This window comes from Embleya sp. NPDC001921, from assembly GCF_053594475.1.
Map to the genome: position 1 here is coordinate 60,238 of NZ_JBSFEO010000044.1, position 14,515 is coordinate 74,752.

Annotated in this window: 13 protein-coding genes and 2 pseudogenes; 7 read left to right on the forward strand and 8 right to left on the reverse strand. The window is 70.2% G+C overall.

What is annotated here, in order from left to right; all coding sequences use genetic code 11:
- Positions 1–66: 66 nt before the first annotated feature.
- The 3 genes and pseudogenes from ACWCPW_RS38730 to ACWCPW_RS38740 all read right to left on the reverse strand — a co-directional run.
- Positions 67–534, reverse strand: a pseudogene (locus ACWCPW_RS38730) (transposase); the annotation flags it as partial.
- Positions 516–752, reverse strand: a complete 237-nt coding sequence (locus tag ACWCPW_RS38735) for a hypothetical protein (RefSeq protein WP_449766289.1) — start codon at positions 750–752, stop codon at positions 516–518. The gene ACWCPW_RS38735 and the pseudogene ACWCPW_RS38730, both read right to left, overlap by 19 nt.
- Before the next feature lie 458 nt (positions 753–1,210).
- Positions 1,211–2,194, reverse strand: coding sequence for an STM4015 family protein (locus ACWCPW_RS38740; RefSeq protein WP_449766290.1), 984 nt, complete (start codon positions 2,192–2,194; stop codon positions 1,211–1,213).
- A gap of 465 nt (positions 2,195–2,659) precedes the next feature.
- On the opposite strand from ACWCPW_RS38740, the gene ACWCPW_RS38745 reads away from it, so the two are divergent.
- Together ACWCPW_RS38745 and ACWCPW_RS38750 are read left to right on the forward strand one after the other, a co-directional pair.
- Positions 2,660–2,926 (forward strand): hypothetical protein, encoded by a 267-nt coding sequence (locus ACWCPW_RS38745; protein ID WP_449766291.1) that lies wholly within the window; start codon positions 2,660–2,662, stop codon positions 2,924–2,926.
- 495 nt (positions 2,927–3,421) lie between these two features.
- Positions 3,422–4,345: a hypothetical protein gene (locus ACWCPW_RS38750; protein WP_449766292.1), complete on the forward strand. Its 924-nt coding sequence runs from the start codon at positions 3,422–3,424 to the stop codon at positions 4,343–4,345.
- 65 nt (positions 4,346–4,410) lie between these two features.
- Here ACWCPW_RS38750 and ACWCPW_RS38755 read toward each other — a convergent pair whose 3' ends face one another.
- Positions 4,411–5,172 carry a hypothetical protein gene (locus ACWCPW_RS38755; protein WP_449766293.1) on the reverse strand — a complete coding sequence of 254 codons (762 nt, stop codon included), beginning with the start codon at positions 5,170–5,172 and terminating at the stop codon, positions 4,411–4,413.
- On the opposite strand from ACWCPW_RS38755, the gene ACWCPW_RS38760 reads away from it, so the two are divergent.
- Both ACWCPW_RS38760 and ACWCPW_RS38765 read left to right on the forward strand, forming a co-directional pair.
- Positions 5,171–5,440 carry a hypothetical protein gene (locus ACWCPW_RS38760; protein WP_449766294.1) on the forward strand — a complete coding sequence of 90 codons (270 nt, stop codon included), beginning with the start codon at positions 5,171–5,173 and terminating at the stop codon, positions 5,438–5,440. The two genes, ACWCPW_RS38755 and ACWCPW_RS38760, sit on opposite strands and share 2 nt — an antisense overlap.
- Before the next feature lie 1,270 nt (positions 5,441–6,710).
- Positions 6,711–7,055, forward strand: a complete 345-nt coding sequence (locus ACWCPW_RS38765; protein WP_449766295.1) for a hypothetical protein — start codon at positions 6,711–6,713, stop codon at positions 7,053–7,055.
- Positions 7,056–7,515: 460 nt separating this feature from the next.
- Here ACWCPW_RS38765 and ACWCPW_RS38770 read toward each other — a convergent pair whose 3' ends face one another.
- A complete protein-coding gene (locus tag ACWCPW_RS38770; RefSeq protein WP_449766296.1) occupies positions 7,516–8,088 on the reverse strand; it encodes a GNAT family N-acetyltransferase in 573 nt (190 codons plus the stop codon).
- A 143-nt stretch (positions 8,089–8,231) separates the two neighbouring features.
- Here ACWCPW_RS38770 and ACWCPW_RS38775 point away from each other — a divergent pair, with 143 nt between their 5' ends.
- The gene (locus ACWCPW_RS38775; protein ID WP_449766297.1) at positions 8,232–9,038 is read left to right on the forward strand and encodes a hypothetical protein; all 807 of its coding nucleotides are present in this window, start codon (positions 8,232–8,234) and stop codon (positions 9,036–9,038) included.
- A 43-nt stretch (positions 9,039–9,081) separates the two neighbouring features.
- Here ACWCPW_RS38775 and ACWCPW_RS38780 read toward each other — a convergent pair.
- Positions 9,082–10,522, reverse strand: a pseudogene (locus tag ACWCPW_RS38780) (NF041680 family putative transposase).
- Positions 10,523–10,776: 254 nt separating this feature from the next.
- Entirely contained in the window at positions 10,777–11,160 is a 384-nt protein-coding gene (locus ACWCPW_RS38785) for a hypothetical protein (protein WP_449766298.1), read from the reverse strand.
- Positions 11,161–11,827: 667 nt separating this feature from the next.
- On the opposite strand from ACWCPW_RS38785, the gene ACWCPW_RS38790 reads away from it, so the two are divergent.
- Positions 11,828–12,022: a hypothetical protein gene (locus tag ACWCPW_RS38790; protein ID WP_449766299.1), complete on the forward strand. Its 195-nt coding sequence runs from the start codon at positions 11,828–11,830 to the stop codon at positions 12,020–12,022.
- A 22-nt stretch (positions 12,023–12,044) separates the two neighbouring features.
- Positions 12,045–12,809 (forward strand): hypothetical protein, encoded by a 765-nt coding sequence (locus tag ACWCPW_RS38795; RefSeq protein ID WP_449766300.1) that lies wholly within the window; start codon positions 12,045–12,047, stop codon positions 12,807–12,809.
- A gap of 372 nt (positions 12,810–13,181) precedes the next feature.
- Here the strand turns inward: ACWCPW_RS38795 and ACWCPW_RS38800 are convergent, their stop codons facing one another.
- Positions 13,182–14,372 carry an alpha/beta hydrolase family protein gene (locus tag ACWCPW_RS38800; RefSeq protein WP_449766301.1) on the reverse strand — a complete coding sequence of 397 codons (1,191 nt, stop codon included), beginning with the start codon at positions 14,370–14,372 and terminating at the stop codon, positions 13,182–13,184.
- Between the last annotated feature and the right edge of the window lie 143 nt (positions 14,373–14,515).

Here is a 14,515-nt window from a genome sequence, read left to right on the forward strand (position 1 = left end):
GTGTCATTCGCGGGTACGGAATCGAAGCATGCCCCGAGCGTTCACCGTGCCTGTACAAGGGCAATTCTCGCGGACCTGGACGGCGGTGGAGGCCGCGACGTCCTCGCCCGGCCCGAGCCGGACCGCGTCCAGTACCACGGTCCACGAGCTGCGGCCCGGCTCCAGCGCCGCGACGATCGAGTACGACCGGCCGGGCACCATCTGGTGCTTGCCCTCGCCACGGCCGAAGGTGTGGCAGAACGAGCGGTCCGGACTGGTGTCCGCGTCCGGTCGCAGCCACGGCGAGACGTCGACCGCGAGCATGATCCGCCCGTCCACGGCCCTGGGCACGGGCAGCCGAACCGGCGCGTCCCGCGGCCGGTCGGCGTCGATCCGGCCGTGGTTGACCGCGTCATAGAGCGCTCCGTGGCCACGGCGATGCTCCGGCTCCGGCGCCCGCCCGACCAGTGTCCTCACCGGCCCGGCCGCACACAGCACCGCGTCCGTCAGCTCGAACAACGCATCACCGCGGCGGGTCAGACAGGTAACCACCAGTAGCCGCCTTCGGGTTCGCCCGCCTGCCGCTGTCGGTCCATGATCCGGCGCACCTCGTCGAGAGTGAACACAGTTCCGGACCAGCGGTCGCCGTCATCGCGGATGACCCACACGTCCACATTGCAGACGTCGTCGAGATCCTCTCCCGCATTCGGTACGAAACAGATCTCGTACCCCTCACGCTTGACCCGGTAGAAGGCCCCGTCCCACATGATCACTCCACAATGCTCGGTCGTGCGCCGCCTTCATGAGCAGAGACGGCCGACCAGTACATCGCGTCCTACCTGAGCGAGGCAGATTCAGAGAGGTTAGAGGCTAAGCGACAAGGTGAGTACCTGTGTCTGAACCCGACCCGCCGCGACGACATCCACGAAACATCCACGAAGCCTTCCTCGGCCTCGCCACCTGCCTTGTTACACACCGACACATCCAACGCCTTCGCCAGGCTCTCTTTGCCCAAGTGCGCGAGCGAGCCCCCGAACGAACCGCGCGTAGGGGCCGGGTGGGCCTTCGGGTCGGTGGGGATGTCAGGCGGCCATGGGGAGGCCGCCGAACGACTCCGGCAGACCGCGGGCAAAGGGGATGGTCGACAACGTGTCCTCTGGTTCGGTGGCGGGAGCGGTCGTCCGGGGGACGCCGCGCGCCGGGCGTGGGGCTTGGGGAGTGGGTACTCCGGTTACTCGGACACCTCGACGTATCGCCATACCTCGGGCCCGTCCGGGTCGTCCTCCTCCTCGACGTCCTCGAGGCCGAGGACGATGCCGGGCAGTGCCTCCGCCAGCCGGTCACACATCCGCTCGGTCATGAAGTGGTGGCTCACGACGAGCTGTTCGAGGTGGGTGAGCGGCTGCCCGGTGAGCAGCGCCTCGGCGCCCTCGTCGCCCAGTGTGCCCATGGACAGGTCGAGCGTCCGCAGGCGGGAGACGATCGGGGCCGCGGCGACGGCGGCGCAGATCTCGTCCTGGATCTCGCTGTTCATCAGGCCGAGTGTCGTGAGCGCGGGCAGGCCGCGGCCGTTGAGGATGCCGGCCAGGTCGTCGACGGTGGCGTCGCCGCCGTACTCCTCGACGCCGAGCCACAGTTCGAGGGACTCCAGGGCGGGGAGCACCGACGCGCCGACGGCGCGCACCACGTCGTCCGGGAGGCCGCCGCTCTGGAACTCCAGGGTGCGCAGCGCCGCGTGCTCGACGGGTTCGAGGATGAGCATCGAGTTGCCCTTGACGATCAGGGTCTCCAGGTGGGGGAACACCCGCAGCAGCGGCGTGACGTCGCTCTGCTGGATCCAGGAGATCTCGTTCTCCTCGCTCCAGATGTCGCCGAAGAACAGGTGGCGCAGCGCGGGCAACCGGTCGGCGTGGGCGACCAGTTCGTTGACGGCGACGCTCGAGCTCTCGTTGCTCTCCCCCCAGCAGCCGATGATCAGCGCGCTCACTTTTGTCGTGTCGACCGTGGCGACGAAGCGCGCGAAGTGCTCAGGGAAGGTCTCGGCCGCCCGGTACGGCGGGATCCGCAACGACCACGCGGCCTTGTCCGCGGCCGGCAGCGGCTGGGGGCCGCCTGCGCGAGCGTTCTCGAGCCAGGTGGCTTTCGGGTTCGGGATGTCGTTCAGGCGAGCGACGGGGAGGCCGCCGAACGTGTTCGCGTTCCCGTACGTGTCCATGGCGGAGCGGCTCCTTTGAGGCGGCGTGGCCCGGGGGTGTGGGGACTTGCCTACCAGAGCGGGGCGACACCCGTTCGCGGGAGTGCGCGAGGGGCGCTCGTGGAGGCGTGGGCGCCCCGGGCGGTGATCCGCAGCACGTGCCCGTCGGGGCACGTCAGTTCAAGGGAAGGGGTCCATCCCGCCGGCCACCGCCGCCGCCGTCGCGGCCGCGGAACACCGGCTTTGGTAAGACGGCCCCGCGGACACCTCCTACCAGAGCGCGTGAACCAGGGCATCTCTCCGCGCCGGCACCCCACCGCATCGCCCGAGTGGAAGCGGCTGTTGTCCGTTGTCACTGCGCCAGACGCCGATACGCGTCATGGACAGCATGGACCGTCTGGCTCGCGCCGCTCTGGAAGACCGCGGATTCCGTGGCCTCGTTCGCTTCGGTGAACTCGGCCGCCTCGCGCCCGGGACGGCTGGCGTGTGCCGGCCGAGGTGCGGACGAGCGCCGCGCTGGGTTGGCTCCGCCTGACCGATGCGGTACCGGTTCCGGACGAACTGCACACCGCCGCCGACGAGTCCGTCAGCGACGACTTGGTTCGACTCATGGCACCGCCGGCGTGGATACCGCGCGAGTACCTCGGTGAGTCCGGGCCGGCCCAGGGCCTGCGGACCACGCTCCATCCTGACGACCCGAAACCACCCTCACCGTGGGGTCCCCCGCCGACGTTCGACGTCGGCACCGGCTGATCATGCTGCCCGGGCGGGCTCGGCGCCCGGCCGAGACGTCCGGATGACCTTGCGCCGGGTGATGTGGCTGAGTGCCTGGCACTGATGGGAGCGGCGCCGGGCCGACAGGACGACGCCGACGAACACGGGCCTCGAACCGGCGCCACGCGTCTGCCGCTGCGCTGCCGTGGGGGTGTTGCGCCGTCTTCACCCCGGGGCTGGTGGTGGCCTCGTTCGTGGCGGGGTGGTCGTGGTGGGGCTGATGGTGCGGTGGTGGGGGTTGACGGGCAACGGTCGTGGGGTGGGGGAGGGTTCGGGTGAGGTTGGAGTCGGGTGGGTTTCGTTGGTGGTGCCGCAGTCGCCGCTGGAGTTGTGGGCCTACGACGCGAGTCGTTCGAGGATGGTGTTCCGTCGTCGGACGCAGTACGGGATCCGTTACGAGGACGACCGGGTCCCGGACGTGTGTTTTCGGGATGTGCGGAAGGCGATGATCGAGCCGACGTTCCGGGTGCGGTCGTGCGTCCGCTGGATGTGCCGCCGCCGGGTGAGGCGCCGGTGCCGGGACACCGTCGGGCGAGGTATTTCTCCGTCACGGGCATCAGCGCGCTGCACGGCGGCGCCGCCGCGCACTGGGTCCGGTTGCGGGAGTGTGATGTGGGCGTGGCCGGACATCGGGTGGGACGATCCCAGCCCGTTCACGAACGACGCGTTGATGGACTCCCTCGACACGGTCGCCTGGCGTTCCTGTTGCGGATCGCCGCGGACCGCACCGCGCACCCCCGCGTGGGCGCGCTGCGGTTGGCGGCGGTCGTGGCGCGCCGCAGCTTCTGGGACGACGGGTCCCGCGCCGGTCTGTTGAGTGTCGCCGATCCCGACGACTCCCGGCACTTCGACATGGGCGGCTACCTCCGGAACTGGACGGTCGAGGCGGCGCGCGACGCGATCGCCGCGGACGCGCACATCCCGATCGCGCTCCTGCACGACCCCGACCCCGAGATACGGGAGGCGGCCACGTACGCCCTCGCCGCGGCCTCCGGTCGGGCCCGGGAGATCTCCACCGCCCTGCATCAGCGCCTGGGCGTCGAGGAGGACGCCCGGGTGCGCGCGGGCCTGGTCCTGGCGATCGCCCAACTCGCCCACGAACACGACCCGGGCGACACCGTCGCCTTCGCGCGCGCCCTGTGGTCGGATCCGACCGGCCCCGCGGAGGTGAGGGTGGGTGCCGCGTTGGGGTGGCTGTGTCTGGTCGACGATGCCGTCCCCGACGCCCTGCGCGCCGTGATCGAGGAGAGCGTCACCCCCGAACTCCACCGGTTGCTGTCGCCGTCGCCGTGGATGAGGCAGGTCGAGGACACCGGTGTCGACGGGTTGTCCCACACTCTGGGGCAGATGCTCGACCCCGACTCCTGGTCCGGCCCCGCACCCGAACCCTGCTTCTGATGTCGTGTGCCGGAGATCGCGGCGCCCGAGGCCGGGGGATCGTCTCCCGGGTGTGGCCGGGGCGTTCATGTTCCCGGGAGCCTTGGCTCGCCGTCGGATGCGACGCGTTTCTCGAATGCGGGGGCGATCGCGAACGGGTTCGCGCAGGGCGGGCATTGCGCTGTTCCGAAGAGGTACGCCAGGCCGCGGGCCAACGAGACGTGCCCGTCGCGGGTCGCGATCGAGAGCAGGCGTGCGCCCAGTGGGGACAGTTCCCCTGCCGCGGCCGGCCGCAGCGGGCGACGGTCGATGTCGCCTCGGTGCCAGTCGCGGATCGCGGAGTAATCGCCGTAGTCGCCCACCGCGATGGTGACGTCGGCGCCGCAGTGGGGGCAGTGCACGGCGAGGAACGTGTCGGTGAGGTCGTCGAGCACCCAGGCCCAGGCGAGGTACCCCTCGAGCGCGAGCATGTCGCGGAGCAGACGGATGTAGTGCCTCTCGTGCGCGTGGTCGGCGAGGTGCGCGTCCGCGAGGGTCGCCATCTCCGCGATTCGGAGGGCGTGTGGCGCGAGGGCCGAGTCGTATGCGCGGTACCGGCGTCCCGCCGAGACGATTTCGCCGGCCAGGGACACCGCCGCGTCGCGATCCTCCGGGGCTCCGCCGACGGCGACCTCCCACAACAGGGGCAACGCGGCGAGGCTCGCGGTGCAGACGCTCTCGTCCCGGCACAGCTTGCCGTGCAGGTCGCGCCAGCTTCGTTCCCGGTTCTGCGGGGTGAGATTCGCGAACAGGGCCGGTATGTCGTCCGCCGGGCCTTCGAAGTGATAAAGCAGCGACCAATCCGTCATGGGACCGCATTCAACCAGCCGCCACGGACGCCGCCGCGACACTTCGGCGGGCACCTCGACGGCCGCATTCGAGGAACCGGGCGACCACACCCTGCGCGCGCTGCCCTCGGCGCCGAGCGGCGCCGCCCGCGGGCCCTTCCTTTCCGGGCCGCGCGTGGGCCCGCGTCGCCGGGGGCTGGGGGAGGCCCGGCCCGCGAAGTCCCCGTCCGCGAGCGGGGACTGCGCAGCCGCCACCGTCGAAGCCGTGTACGAACTCCTCGGAGCGTAGGAGCAGGGCGGTCGGCCTTCATCGGCCCCACCGGGCATATGGCGGGCTCACTCCACGGGTCGAAGCCGTCGCCCCCGGCCGAAGGGGCGGCGCCCTTGGCGTGCACGTTCTCGTAGGGCTGCCATGTCGTCTCGTCGTGTCGGCGCTCCCGCCCGGTAGGACGGTCAGGGCCACGAGGCGGTGCTCGGGGACGGCGACGGGGCGGTGTGACCCCGCGGAGACGGGCCAAAGTCGATGTGCCGTTCTCCGAGTCCGGTCGGGGAGACGAAGACGCCCGCCGGGAGCTCGTCCCGCCGCCCGCACTCGACGTGCAACCGCAACACTTTGTGCTGGTACGGGCGTTCCTCGTGCAGCGGGGGATTCCCGGCCGCGGCCGATCCGCGCCTGCCTTCGGGGAGGCTGCGGGCACGGGGCGACAACCCCGCGCGGCACGCGAGTTCGAGCACACCACCACCCCGCGATCCGACGGGGTCCGCGCGCGATCCGCCCGCTGTCGCGCCGACCGGGTGGCTGTCGGTGTGCCTGTGTGGTGTTCACGGACCGCTCGCTTACCGCGTCAGGGATGGAACGGTTCGTTGGCGGCGCGCCGCCACGCGGTGATCCGTTCGTCGGATCGACCCGGGATCCCGTCGCGGCGTCCGGCCGGGCGTGTGTAGCCCTCGGGGTACGGGTCGTTCTCGAGTTCGGCGTATTGATCCGGGGTGAGGGCGGGGGTGAATCCTGCGGGGAATCGGTGCGTGAGCGGTGGGCCCCGATGTTCTCCAGGCCGTGCACGGAGCACTCCCAGGCGACGAGATACTCTCCCTCGCCGCAACCCCCCCCCTGACGTAGGCGCGGTCGTGGGTGAGGCACACGTATCCGAAGGAGACGCACGGATCCGTCTCGGACGGCTCGTGGAACGACGGATCCCGCACCACCTCGATCACGACGTCCCGCGGGTCCGGGCGGGGGATCGGCCGCGCATCACGCCACAGCAGTCTCGGAGGGAGCACGCCGTCATCATCGCGCGCGAACGTGTTCCGCCCGGAGGCGGTATCGGCGGCGGACGCAGGGATCACGTTCCATCGATGGCGGGTTGGGCAGCGGTGTCCCGGCCCGTGGCTCGGCACGATTTGAGAACCTCGCGTTGTTCGTGCGCGCGGCCTGCGGACGAAGACGCCGATTTCGGCCCGGCGCGGTCGACCTGCGGCGCCGCAGGATGTGAGAAGGCCGGGCAACACCGCGGATCCACAACCGGGTCCGAGACCGTGAGCCCGAGGCGTCGGTCGCCGTGCTGCTGCACGCGGTCCAAGCCCACCGGGCCCGCCGCCTGTTCGCCTCCAACCCGCGGTGGCGGGAGACGATGGGAATCACGGAGATGCCCGAGGACCGCGCGGACGTCGTCGTCGACGCCCTGACACTGCTTCGGGTCGCCCGCGCGGATCTGGACTCCATGGAGGCCGCCCTGCTCCCGGCCGCCCGTCTGCCCGGGGCCGACACCGGCAAGCCGCTGCTCACGTTCAAGACGATCGCCGCCGCGCTCGGCGTCGGGTCCGAACAGGCCGCCCAGGGGCGCTACCGCCGCAAGGTCGGCAACCTCAACGGCAGCGACTCCGGCGCCGACGGCACCCCGTAGGGCACGGTTCGCCCGATTGTGGGACGTCCGGTGTCGGCGGCCGTGTCCAGCCCGGTGACACCTTCGGGTTGTCACCAGGCGGGCGCCGCCATCGATCACATCGTTCGAGTCGCGGTGGTAGCACGCGCCGTTCGCGCGCAGTCGTTCGGTGGTGCGCCCGGCTGCGCCGGGACGGTCGTGCGCCTGAGCACCTATTCCTGAACCCCCGCAAATGCACAGGTCAAGAGCTTGATCCAGGAGAGAATCCGGGGCCCGGGCGAGTCGGGAAGCGATCGCCGAACGGTCACTGTGACCGGAACGCGAACGGAACTTCCGGGGAGTCTGGGGCCGGTGGGGCAGAACGAATCGACCATCTCGACGGCTTTGGCCCGGGTCGTCCCGATCGCCGTCGGGATGAGCCGTCTTCCGCCTCCTACCAAGGTACCGAGGCCGCCGGCGGCAAGGGACTGCGAACAGGTACTCAGCGCAGGTCGAGGCGCATCAGCACGCGGGGGTGGCCGGCCAGTACGGAGGTGGTGTCGGCGGCGTGCACGAACCCGGCGCGCTCGAAGTTCCTCCGGATCCCGGCATACGCCATCGTCACGTCCACCCGGGCGTCACCGTTGTCGAGCGGATATGCCTCGATCACCGGCGCGCCCTGGGACCGGGCGAACTCGACGGCACCGGCGATCAGTGCGTGCGTGATCCCCTGCTTGCGGTGGCCGGGGCGTACGCGGATGCACCACAGCGACCAGACCGGGAGATCGTCCACGTGCGGGATCTTGCGGCTCTGTGCGAAGGAGGTCTCCGAGCGCGGCGCCACGGCGGCCCAGCCGACCGGCTCGTTGCCGTCGTAAGCGAGCACCCCCGGCGCGGGCTCCGCACGACACAGTCCGGCGACGTATTCGCCGCGGTCAGGCCCGCGCAACTCGTTGTTGAGCTTGGACGGGATGCGGTAGCTCAGGCACCAGCACACGTTGGCATCCGGCGACTTCGGGCCCACCAGGGCACGTACATCCTCGAAAACCGAGGCAGGGCGAACTTCGATGATCATGGCACCACGATGGCACGGAAGGGATTGGGAACAGGTACCGAGCTTGTTCTTCAAGGTCGGACCGGACTTCGGCAGCGGGTCGCCAAGCGTTGCCCCGAGCGAATCCGATGGCTGCGACGGCCTCGGTCGACGAGACTGCACCGGTGAACACCCTGCAGCCGGTGCCCGGCCCACTCCCGCTGCCGGACCCGCGCGCCCGCGATGTCGTTCTCGACTATGCGGGCATGCACGACCTGGTTGCCGACCTGGTTCTGCCCGGCGGCGCGTCCATGTACGTCATGAGCGCGTTGGAGACATCCCGTGAACTCATCAGGCACTCCTACTACCGGTACGAGTTCGCCACCGTCGCCGTCATGCATTCCTTGTGTGCCCTGGAGCGCGTCCTCGCCGAGCGGTTGGCCGTCGACAAGCCACTCCGGGACCTGATCGAGCAGGCCACCGAGGTGGAGCTCATCGCTGCCGAACTCGCCACAGAGCTGGACCGCAGCCGACTCCTGCGCGACAAACTCGTGCAGGGCGTGATCAGTGCCGACCTCGGCCCGGTCATGGCCGTCCACCTGGTGCGTGCTGTCTTCGATGCCGTCGCCCTGCTCCTTCGTTCACCTGCTGCGGCGGAAGCAACAGCGGCCGACATGAGCGGAGCACAGCCTGAGAACCGACTCGCCCGGTTGTGGAAGGAGCACCTGCGCGCACCGTTTCCGGCAAGCTTCCGGGGCGTGGACGTCGAGGGCGTCGACTTCGTCCTCCTGGACGCCGACGTTGCCGGCCTCGTCCGGAGAGAGTTGAACGGCGGACTCGACGACAATGGCATTGCCATCCTCTGGGCATGCATCGCCGACCTCGACAAGGTCGTGCCCATGATCAACGAGGAGTACTGCGCCTCCTACTTCACGAGGCTTCGAACGGTGGCCAAACTCGCAGGGGCGCGCCACATCCCCACCGCGACCTGACCACCGGGGTTGAAGACAGACTCGGACCATCCCACCGACCCTCTCAAGGTCTGGGTCGGTCGCGTTCGATGACGGTCTCGGGGCGTCGGACGGTTTTGCCCACGTCGTAGCGGGTGGCCGGTCGCTTGTTCTTGGAGCCGAGCGGCCGGCCGGGGCCGGGTCTGGTGGGTTTGGGCGCACGGGCCGGGCAGGCCAAGGCCGGGCGGAGGTTCCTGAACCCCCGACGGACTCGGGCCGGAGTGAGCCTGTTCGGTTCGACGGGCCTCTCCCAGGGCCGGCGGAGGTCTTCGGCGATCGGACGGATGAGCCTGAGCTGGGTGTGGGCGGTGATGACCAGCCACGTCCAGCGATCGGCCGCCTCGGGGGTGCGGACCTTCGGGCGGGTCCAGCCGAGCGTCTGCTTGATCATGCGGAACGTGTGCTCCAGGTCGAACCTTCGCAGGAACGCCTGCCGGCGCACGTCCACTTCGGCACCGGACCTGCCGGTGGCCGAGGACCACAGCCAGACCGGCAGCGGCTCTCCGCCGCCCGGCAACCGGTCGACTTCCAGGCGGATCAACGTCCCCTCCAGGAGGGGGAGTTCGCCGTCGTGGTCGATCCACGCGGAGCGGGTGGTGAGCCGCGGGTGGATGCGGTCCCACGCCATCACGGAGGCGGTGCCGTAGCGGTCGGTGACCTGTGTGGTGGCCGCGTCCGGCTCGCCCCAGGTCTCCGGCTTAGCGAACCGGAACTCCTTGCCGTGCTTGGGCGGACGTCCGCCCTGGGGCGGTGAGACCCACGGACTGGGTACGGGTTTGCGCATCACCCGGTCCGACCGCAGCCGGCCCAGCACCTCCACCGGCAGGCCTGGAGCAGGTGGGCCAGGCGCGGGGCATCGTAGCCGGCGTCGAAGACGACCAGGATGTCCGGATCGCCCTCGTACCACCGTCCGCCGGTGATGAGATCCCCGACCACACGGCGGACCTGTCGGGCGGTGAGGTCGGCACCGTCGGCCTCGGGGCCGAGCCGGACCGCGTCCAGCGGCTGACACCAAGAGGTTCGGCCGCTCTCCAGCGCGGCCACGAACGTGTACGGCCGGCCGGGGATCATCAGATGCTGGTCCCGGCCACGCCCGTAGGTGTGGCAGAACAGCCTCTCCGCGCTGCACTCGGCGTCGGGCCGCAGCCAGTTGCTCACGTCCACGGCAGCACGAGCCGGCCGTCGCCGGCCCGGGGCTGGGGCAGTGCAGCCGGCGTCCGCCGCAACCGAGCTGCATCGATTTGGCCGCGGCTGAGTGCGTCGTAAAGCGCGCCGTGCCCGCGCCGATGCTCGGCCGGCAGTGTCGGGTCCACCGGCGACGTCACCGGCCCATCGGCGCACAGCAGCGCGTCGGTCAGCTCGAACAGCACGTCGCGCCGACCGGTCAGACATGCATGGAAGTCATCCCGGAGGCGTGACGCTTCCGCGAACGCTTCCTGCCGGACATCGTGTTGCAGCAGAGTCATCCCCACGGCCTTCGGCTGGTCGAGTGCGTCCTTGGTCGAAGCACGGGATCAGCCGAAGGCCGCCCTCACGTCCGGCGAATACCCATCCGGGTGATCATGTTCGAGCCGCCGTTCGAGGTCAGACCTTAAAGAACTTCCCAATGACGATGTCAAGCGGGTGTCGTGACGGTTGGTAGAACCTCGTAGCACTTTCCGTCGCGGAGCATTGCCCACAAGATGCCGTCCGGGGTGTGTCGTCGGTGTAGGGGGCCGGATCACGCCTCGTCGATGAGCCCCTCGCAGACGTCACGGTCGGGCATCCGCGTGGCGTGTTCATCCGTCTTTCCGCGCCACGGATGGGCGTAGGGATGACAGTCCGGGCACTTGTACGCCCGGCCGTCGTTGTCGATTCGCCAGCGAACACCGAAATGGCCGGGGACCTTGTCATCGTCGCAATTCCCGCACCATTGCGGGATCTCGACCGGCGGGGGCACGGGCTTCGCGGGACGGAGGAAGCGGCCGAAGTAGACACCGGTGCCGCCGATCGATCCCAGAACACAGTCCTCGACGGCGTGGTCGGCCAGGAGGCGACGAGCGGCGCCGACGACCGCCAGGGCGGCCGGGCTTCCGCCGACGACCGGAGACAGGTCGTCGAACAATGCCGGGAGCGCGCGCGTCCCGGGCCGGAAGTTCGTGTCCGGTCGTTCCGCAGTCGCACCCGATCAGCTCCTCGTGCACCTCGGCGTCGCCCTCCAAGAGGTCGCGGAAGTCCACCCCCTCCCAGGCGTCGAGGTTCTCGCTCAGCCAGGTGAACGCCCGATCCCCGTCGAGGACCGACTCCTCCTCCTGGTCCTCGTCCTCGTCGCTTTCGCGCTGCGCCGGGAGGACGATCGGGGGCGGCAGGGCGGCGATGACGCCGGGCACGGAGATGGTGCGTGGTTTCTCGTTGAGGACCGTCAGGAACAGCGTCCGTGTCAGCGCGGCGGGTTCGGTTTGCCACGAGGCGGGCTTGATGTGGTGATCCGGGTCCGCAGATGCCTTCTGCATGTCGGATTCGAGCTGATTGACCGCGTGGACGGTCATGTTCGCCTTCGGGGCGCGGAGGTGCGTCTGAGCGGCGGCGGCACCGTTCCGGGCCGCCCTCCACGCGAGCATCACCAGTTCGGCCATCGGGCGCACGGACGCCGCCCGGCGGGTCGCGTCGCGCAGGCGTGTGCGGTGATTGTCGGCAACCTCGCGAGGTGGCGCCGGGTCAACTGCTCGGCGAAGTAGCGCAGGACCTCGTCGGCGATCACCTCGACGGCCGGCGAGGCGCGGGCCGACCCGATGTGGAAGCCGGCGCACTACTGCCCCGCGTGCGAAGCGGTGTTCTGCTCCGGCGACACACCGTGGCGGGGCGTCCTGACGCCGGAACAGTTCAAGAGGCTGGTCTGGCGCAGCGCCGGCTACGAGCACCTGCTGCCCGCCGGCGACAAGGCGAAGACCGCCGACATCCCCGAAGGCACCATATCCACGTCATAGCCCTCGAATAGAGTTGCGCGGCATGATCGACTACGAACGATTCGCCGAACGCCTGTCCGCCCCTTGGCCGCAGCGCCGCACCCTGGTTTCCGATCTGCTCCGCGAGTTCGGCCACGTCGAGGCGCTGACCGACCCCTGGCAACCCGAACCGCCGATATCGGACGACGTTCCGGACGCCCTCGCCGACTGGCTCGGCTCGGTCCGCAACTCCTATCTCCTCGACCGCGGCCTGTACGAGACCTACCTGGACTGGCCGACGCGGCGGCTCGGGGAACACTCGATCTTCATGACGGAGTACGAGGGTTGTTGCGCGTGGGCCTTCCGGGCCGCCGACGCGCACCTGCCGGATCCGCCCGTGTGGGTGGGCCCCGGGGAGGAATGGGAGGAATCCGAGGAGCGGGAGGAGTCCGAGGAACAGGGCCACGAGTGGGCGATGTCGAGTCGGTCGATGACCGAGTGGCTCGTGCAGATGGCCCTCGTGCGCGTCCTGCCGCAGTACGCGTTCACCGGTGACGTGGCCGCGTACGGGACGACGGAGGATCGGGGCCGGCACATACGGGCGACGTTGCCCGCGCTCGGCCCGTTGCCGTGGGACGAGGTGGGGAACACGTTCCACTTCTTCGGCGCACGGGACGCCGTCGTCGTCTGGCTCTCCCGGCACGACTCGTGGGAATGCGCCGACCTGAGCATCCTGGGTCGCACCGAAGAGGCCGTACACGAGACCGCGGCCCGCCTGTCCCTCGAACTCGACGACGGAGTCGCGGCTCCGACCCTGCCACGCCCCTGACCCGAGCACCATCAGATACCCGCCGCACACGAAAGGGTTCTCCATGGCCATGCCGCTGCTCCTGACCCGCCGCCTCGCGGCCCCCGCCGACGGTCCGCGCCCGCTGCCGAACCACCACTACGACCCCGACCTGTGCGCGAATCCGGCATCCGGGCCAACCTTGAGTGTGCTCCGTGCACTCGCCGCCGAGTCGTCCGAATCCGCGTGCGCCCGCAAAATCCGCCATGAGGGCACCTCGTCCGTGGGGATCCGCGCTCGGAATGCGCTCGGAGGCAGCCCTTGAAACCGATGCTTGACCTGGGCCTTCGGTGACTCTCTGTACACCCGCGTACGCCTATGAGGGCCCGCTGCCAATCGGTTTCAAGGGCCGGCTCACGGTAGGAAACGCATCTCCGGAAAGCGCGCCGATGGACCGGTCAGCAGGCGGCCGCCGCGGTGGCCCAGGTGTTTGTCGAAGAACGCCCGCACGTACGGCCGCTGGACGGCGATGGACCGTTCGCCGTCGATGCCACCGATCAGCGGCTCGCTGTCCTCCGCTGGAGTTCCGCTCTGAGGCAGCAGGATCTGGAAGTCGGTGAAGGACAGATGCCCGGCGTTCTTCAGCTGGATCCAGTACCGCGGGCCGCGCAGCCGGGCCCACATCCGATCCCAGGTCTGGTCGGCGTCGTCGGGGCTCTGGTAGTCGGCGCCCATCATCAGGAACGGCCGGTCCAGGCCGGCGGTGAGCACCCGGCCGAAGAAGGTGCCGTCCAGGTTGAGCCCGGCCTGCACCCGGCGGTCCACCAGCATCGTCTCGGCCGAGCCGGCACCGCCGAGCGACGCGCCGAACATCCCGACCCGGGACAGGTCGAGGGCCTTCGCGAGTCCCCGTGGCAGCGCCCGGCCCGATGCGTCGGGGGTGCGCCCGCGGCTGATCGCGGTCAGCTCGTCGAGGACGAAGCGGGTGTCGGCTACCCGGACGTCGAGCACCTTGCCCAGCGACGCCTCCTCATCGTCGGGGCCGACCGGGGGCGGGATCGCGTGGGTCGCGATCCGCCCGTCCGGGAACTCGACGAACTGCGCGTCGTGCGTGTGGTCGATCGTCACGACGACGAAGCCGTGGCTGGCCAGGTCCTCGACGAGCGCCGTGCTCTCGGTGCGCTCCCCGCCGAAGCCGGGTGAGTACATCACGACCGGCCGGCGGCCCAAGGCGGCCGGCGCGCCAGTGTGTCCGTGCGTGACCGGCAGCACGAAGCCGCTCCCCGGCGGGTTGATGCGGGCCGCCACGCCCGGCGACACCCAACCCGCCCGCGGATGGCCGCGGACGTCGCGCGCCGGATACCAGATCTGCACCATCAGCTCGCGAACCTTCTCGGCCGGCACCCACGGATCGGGCCGGGACCGGTCGACCAGATGCAGCGAGACGGTTCCGATCCGCTCCGGTCCGGTCGGCTGCGGCAACGTCAGCCGGATGTCGGCCCCGGCGGCCGTCCGGGACGGCAGGACAGGCGGCGGCTCAGCCGCGGCGGGCGAGCCGGCCAGCAGCATGGCGGCGGAGGCGAGAACTGCGACGAGTGTCTTCAAGGATCGATTCTCCGGTGTTGAGGAAGATCGGCACAGCGGTCAGCGGTAGAGATGATCTTGTGTGCTCATGACCGTGAGGCATGGCGCGAGCCGGCGGCGAGGGTGCAGCAGGCGGCAATGGCTGCCAGGGCCGGTGTGCACAA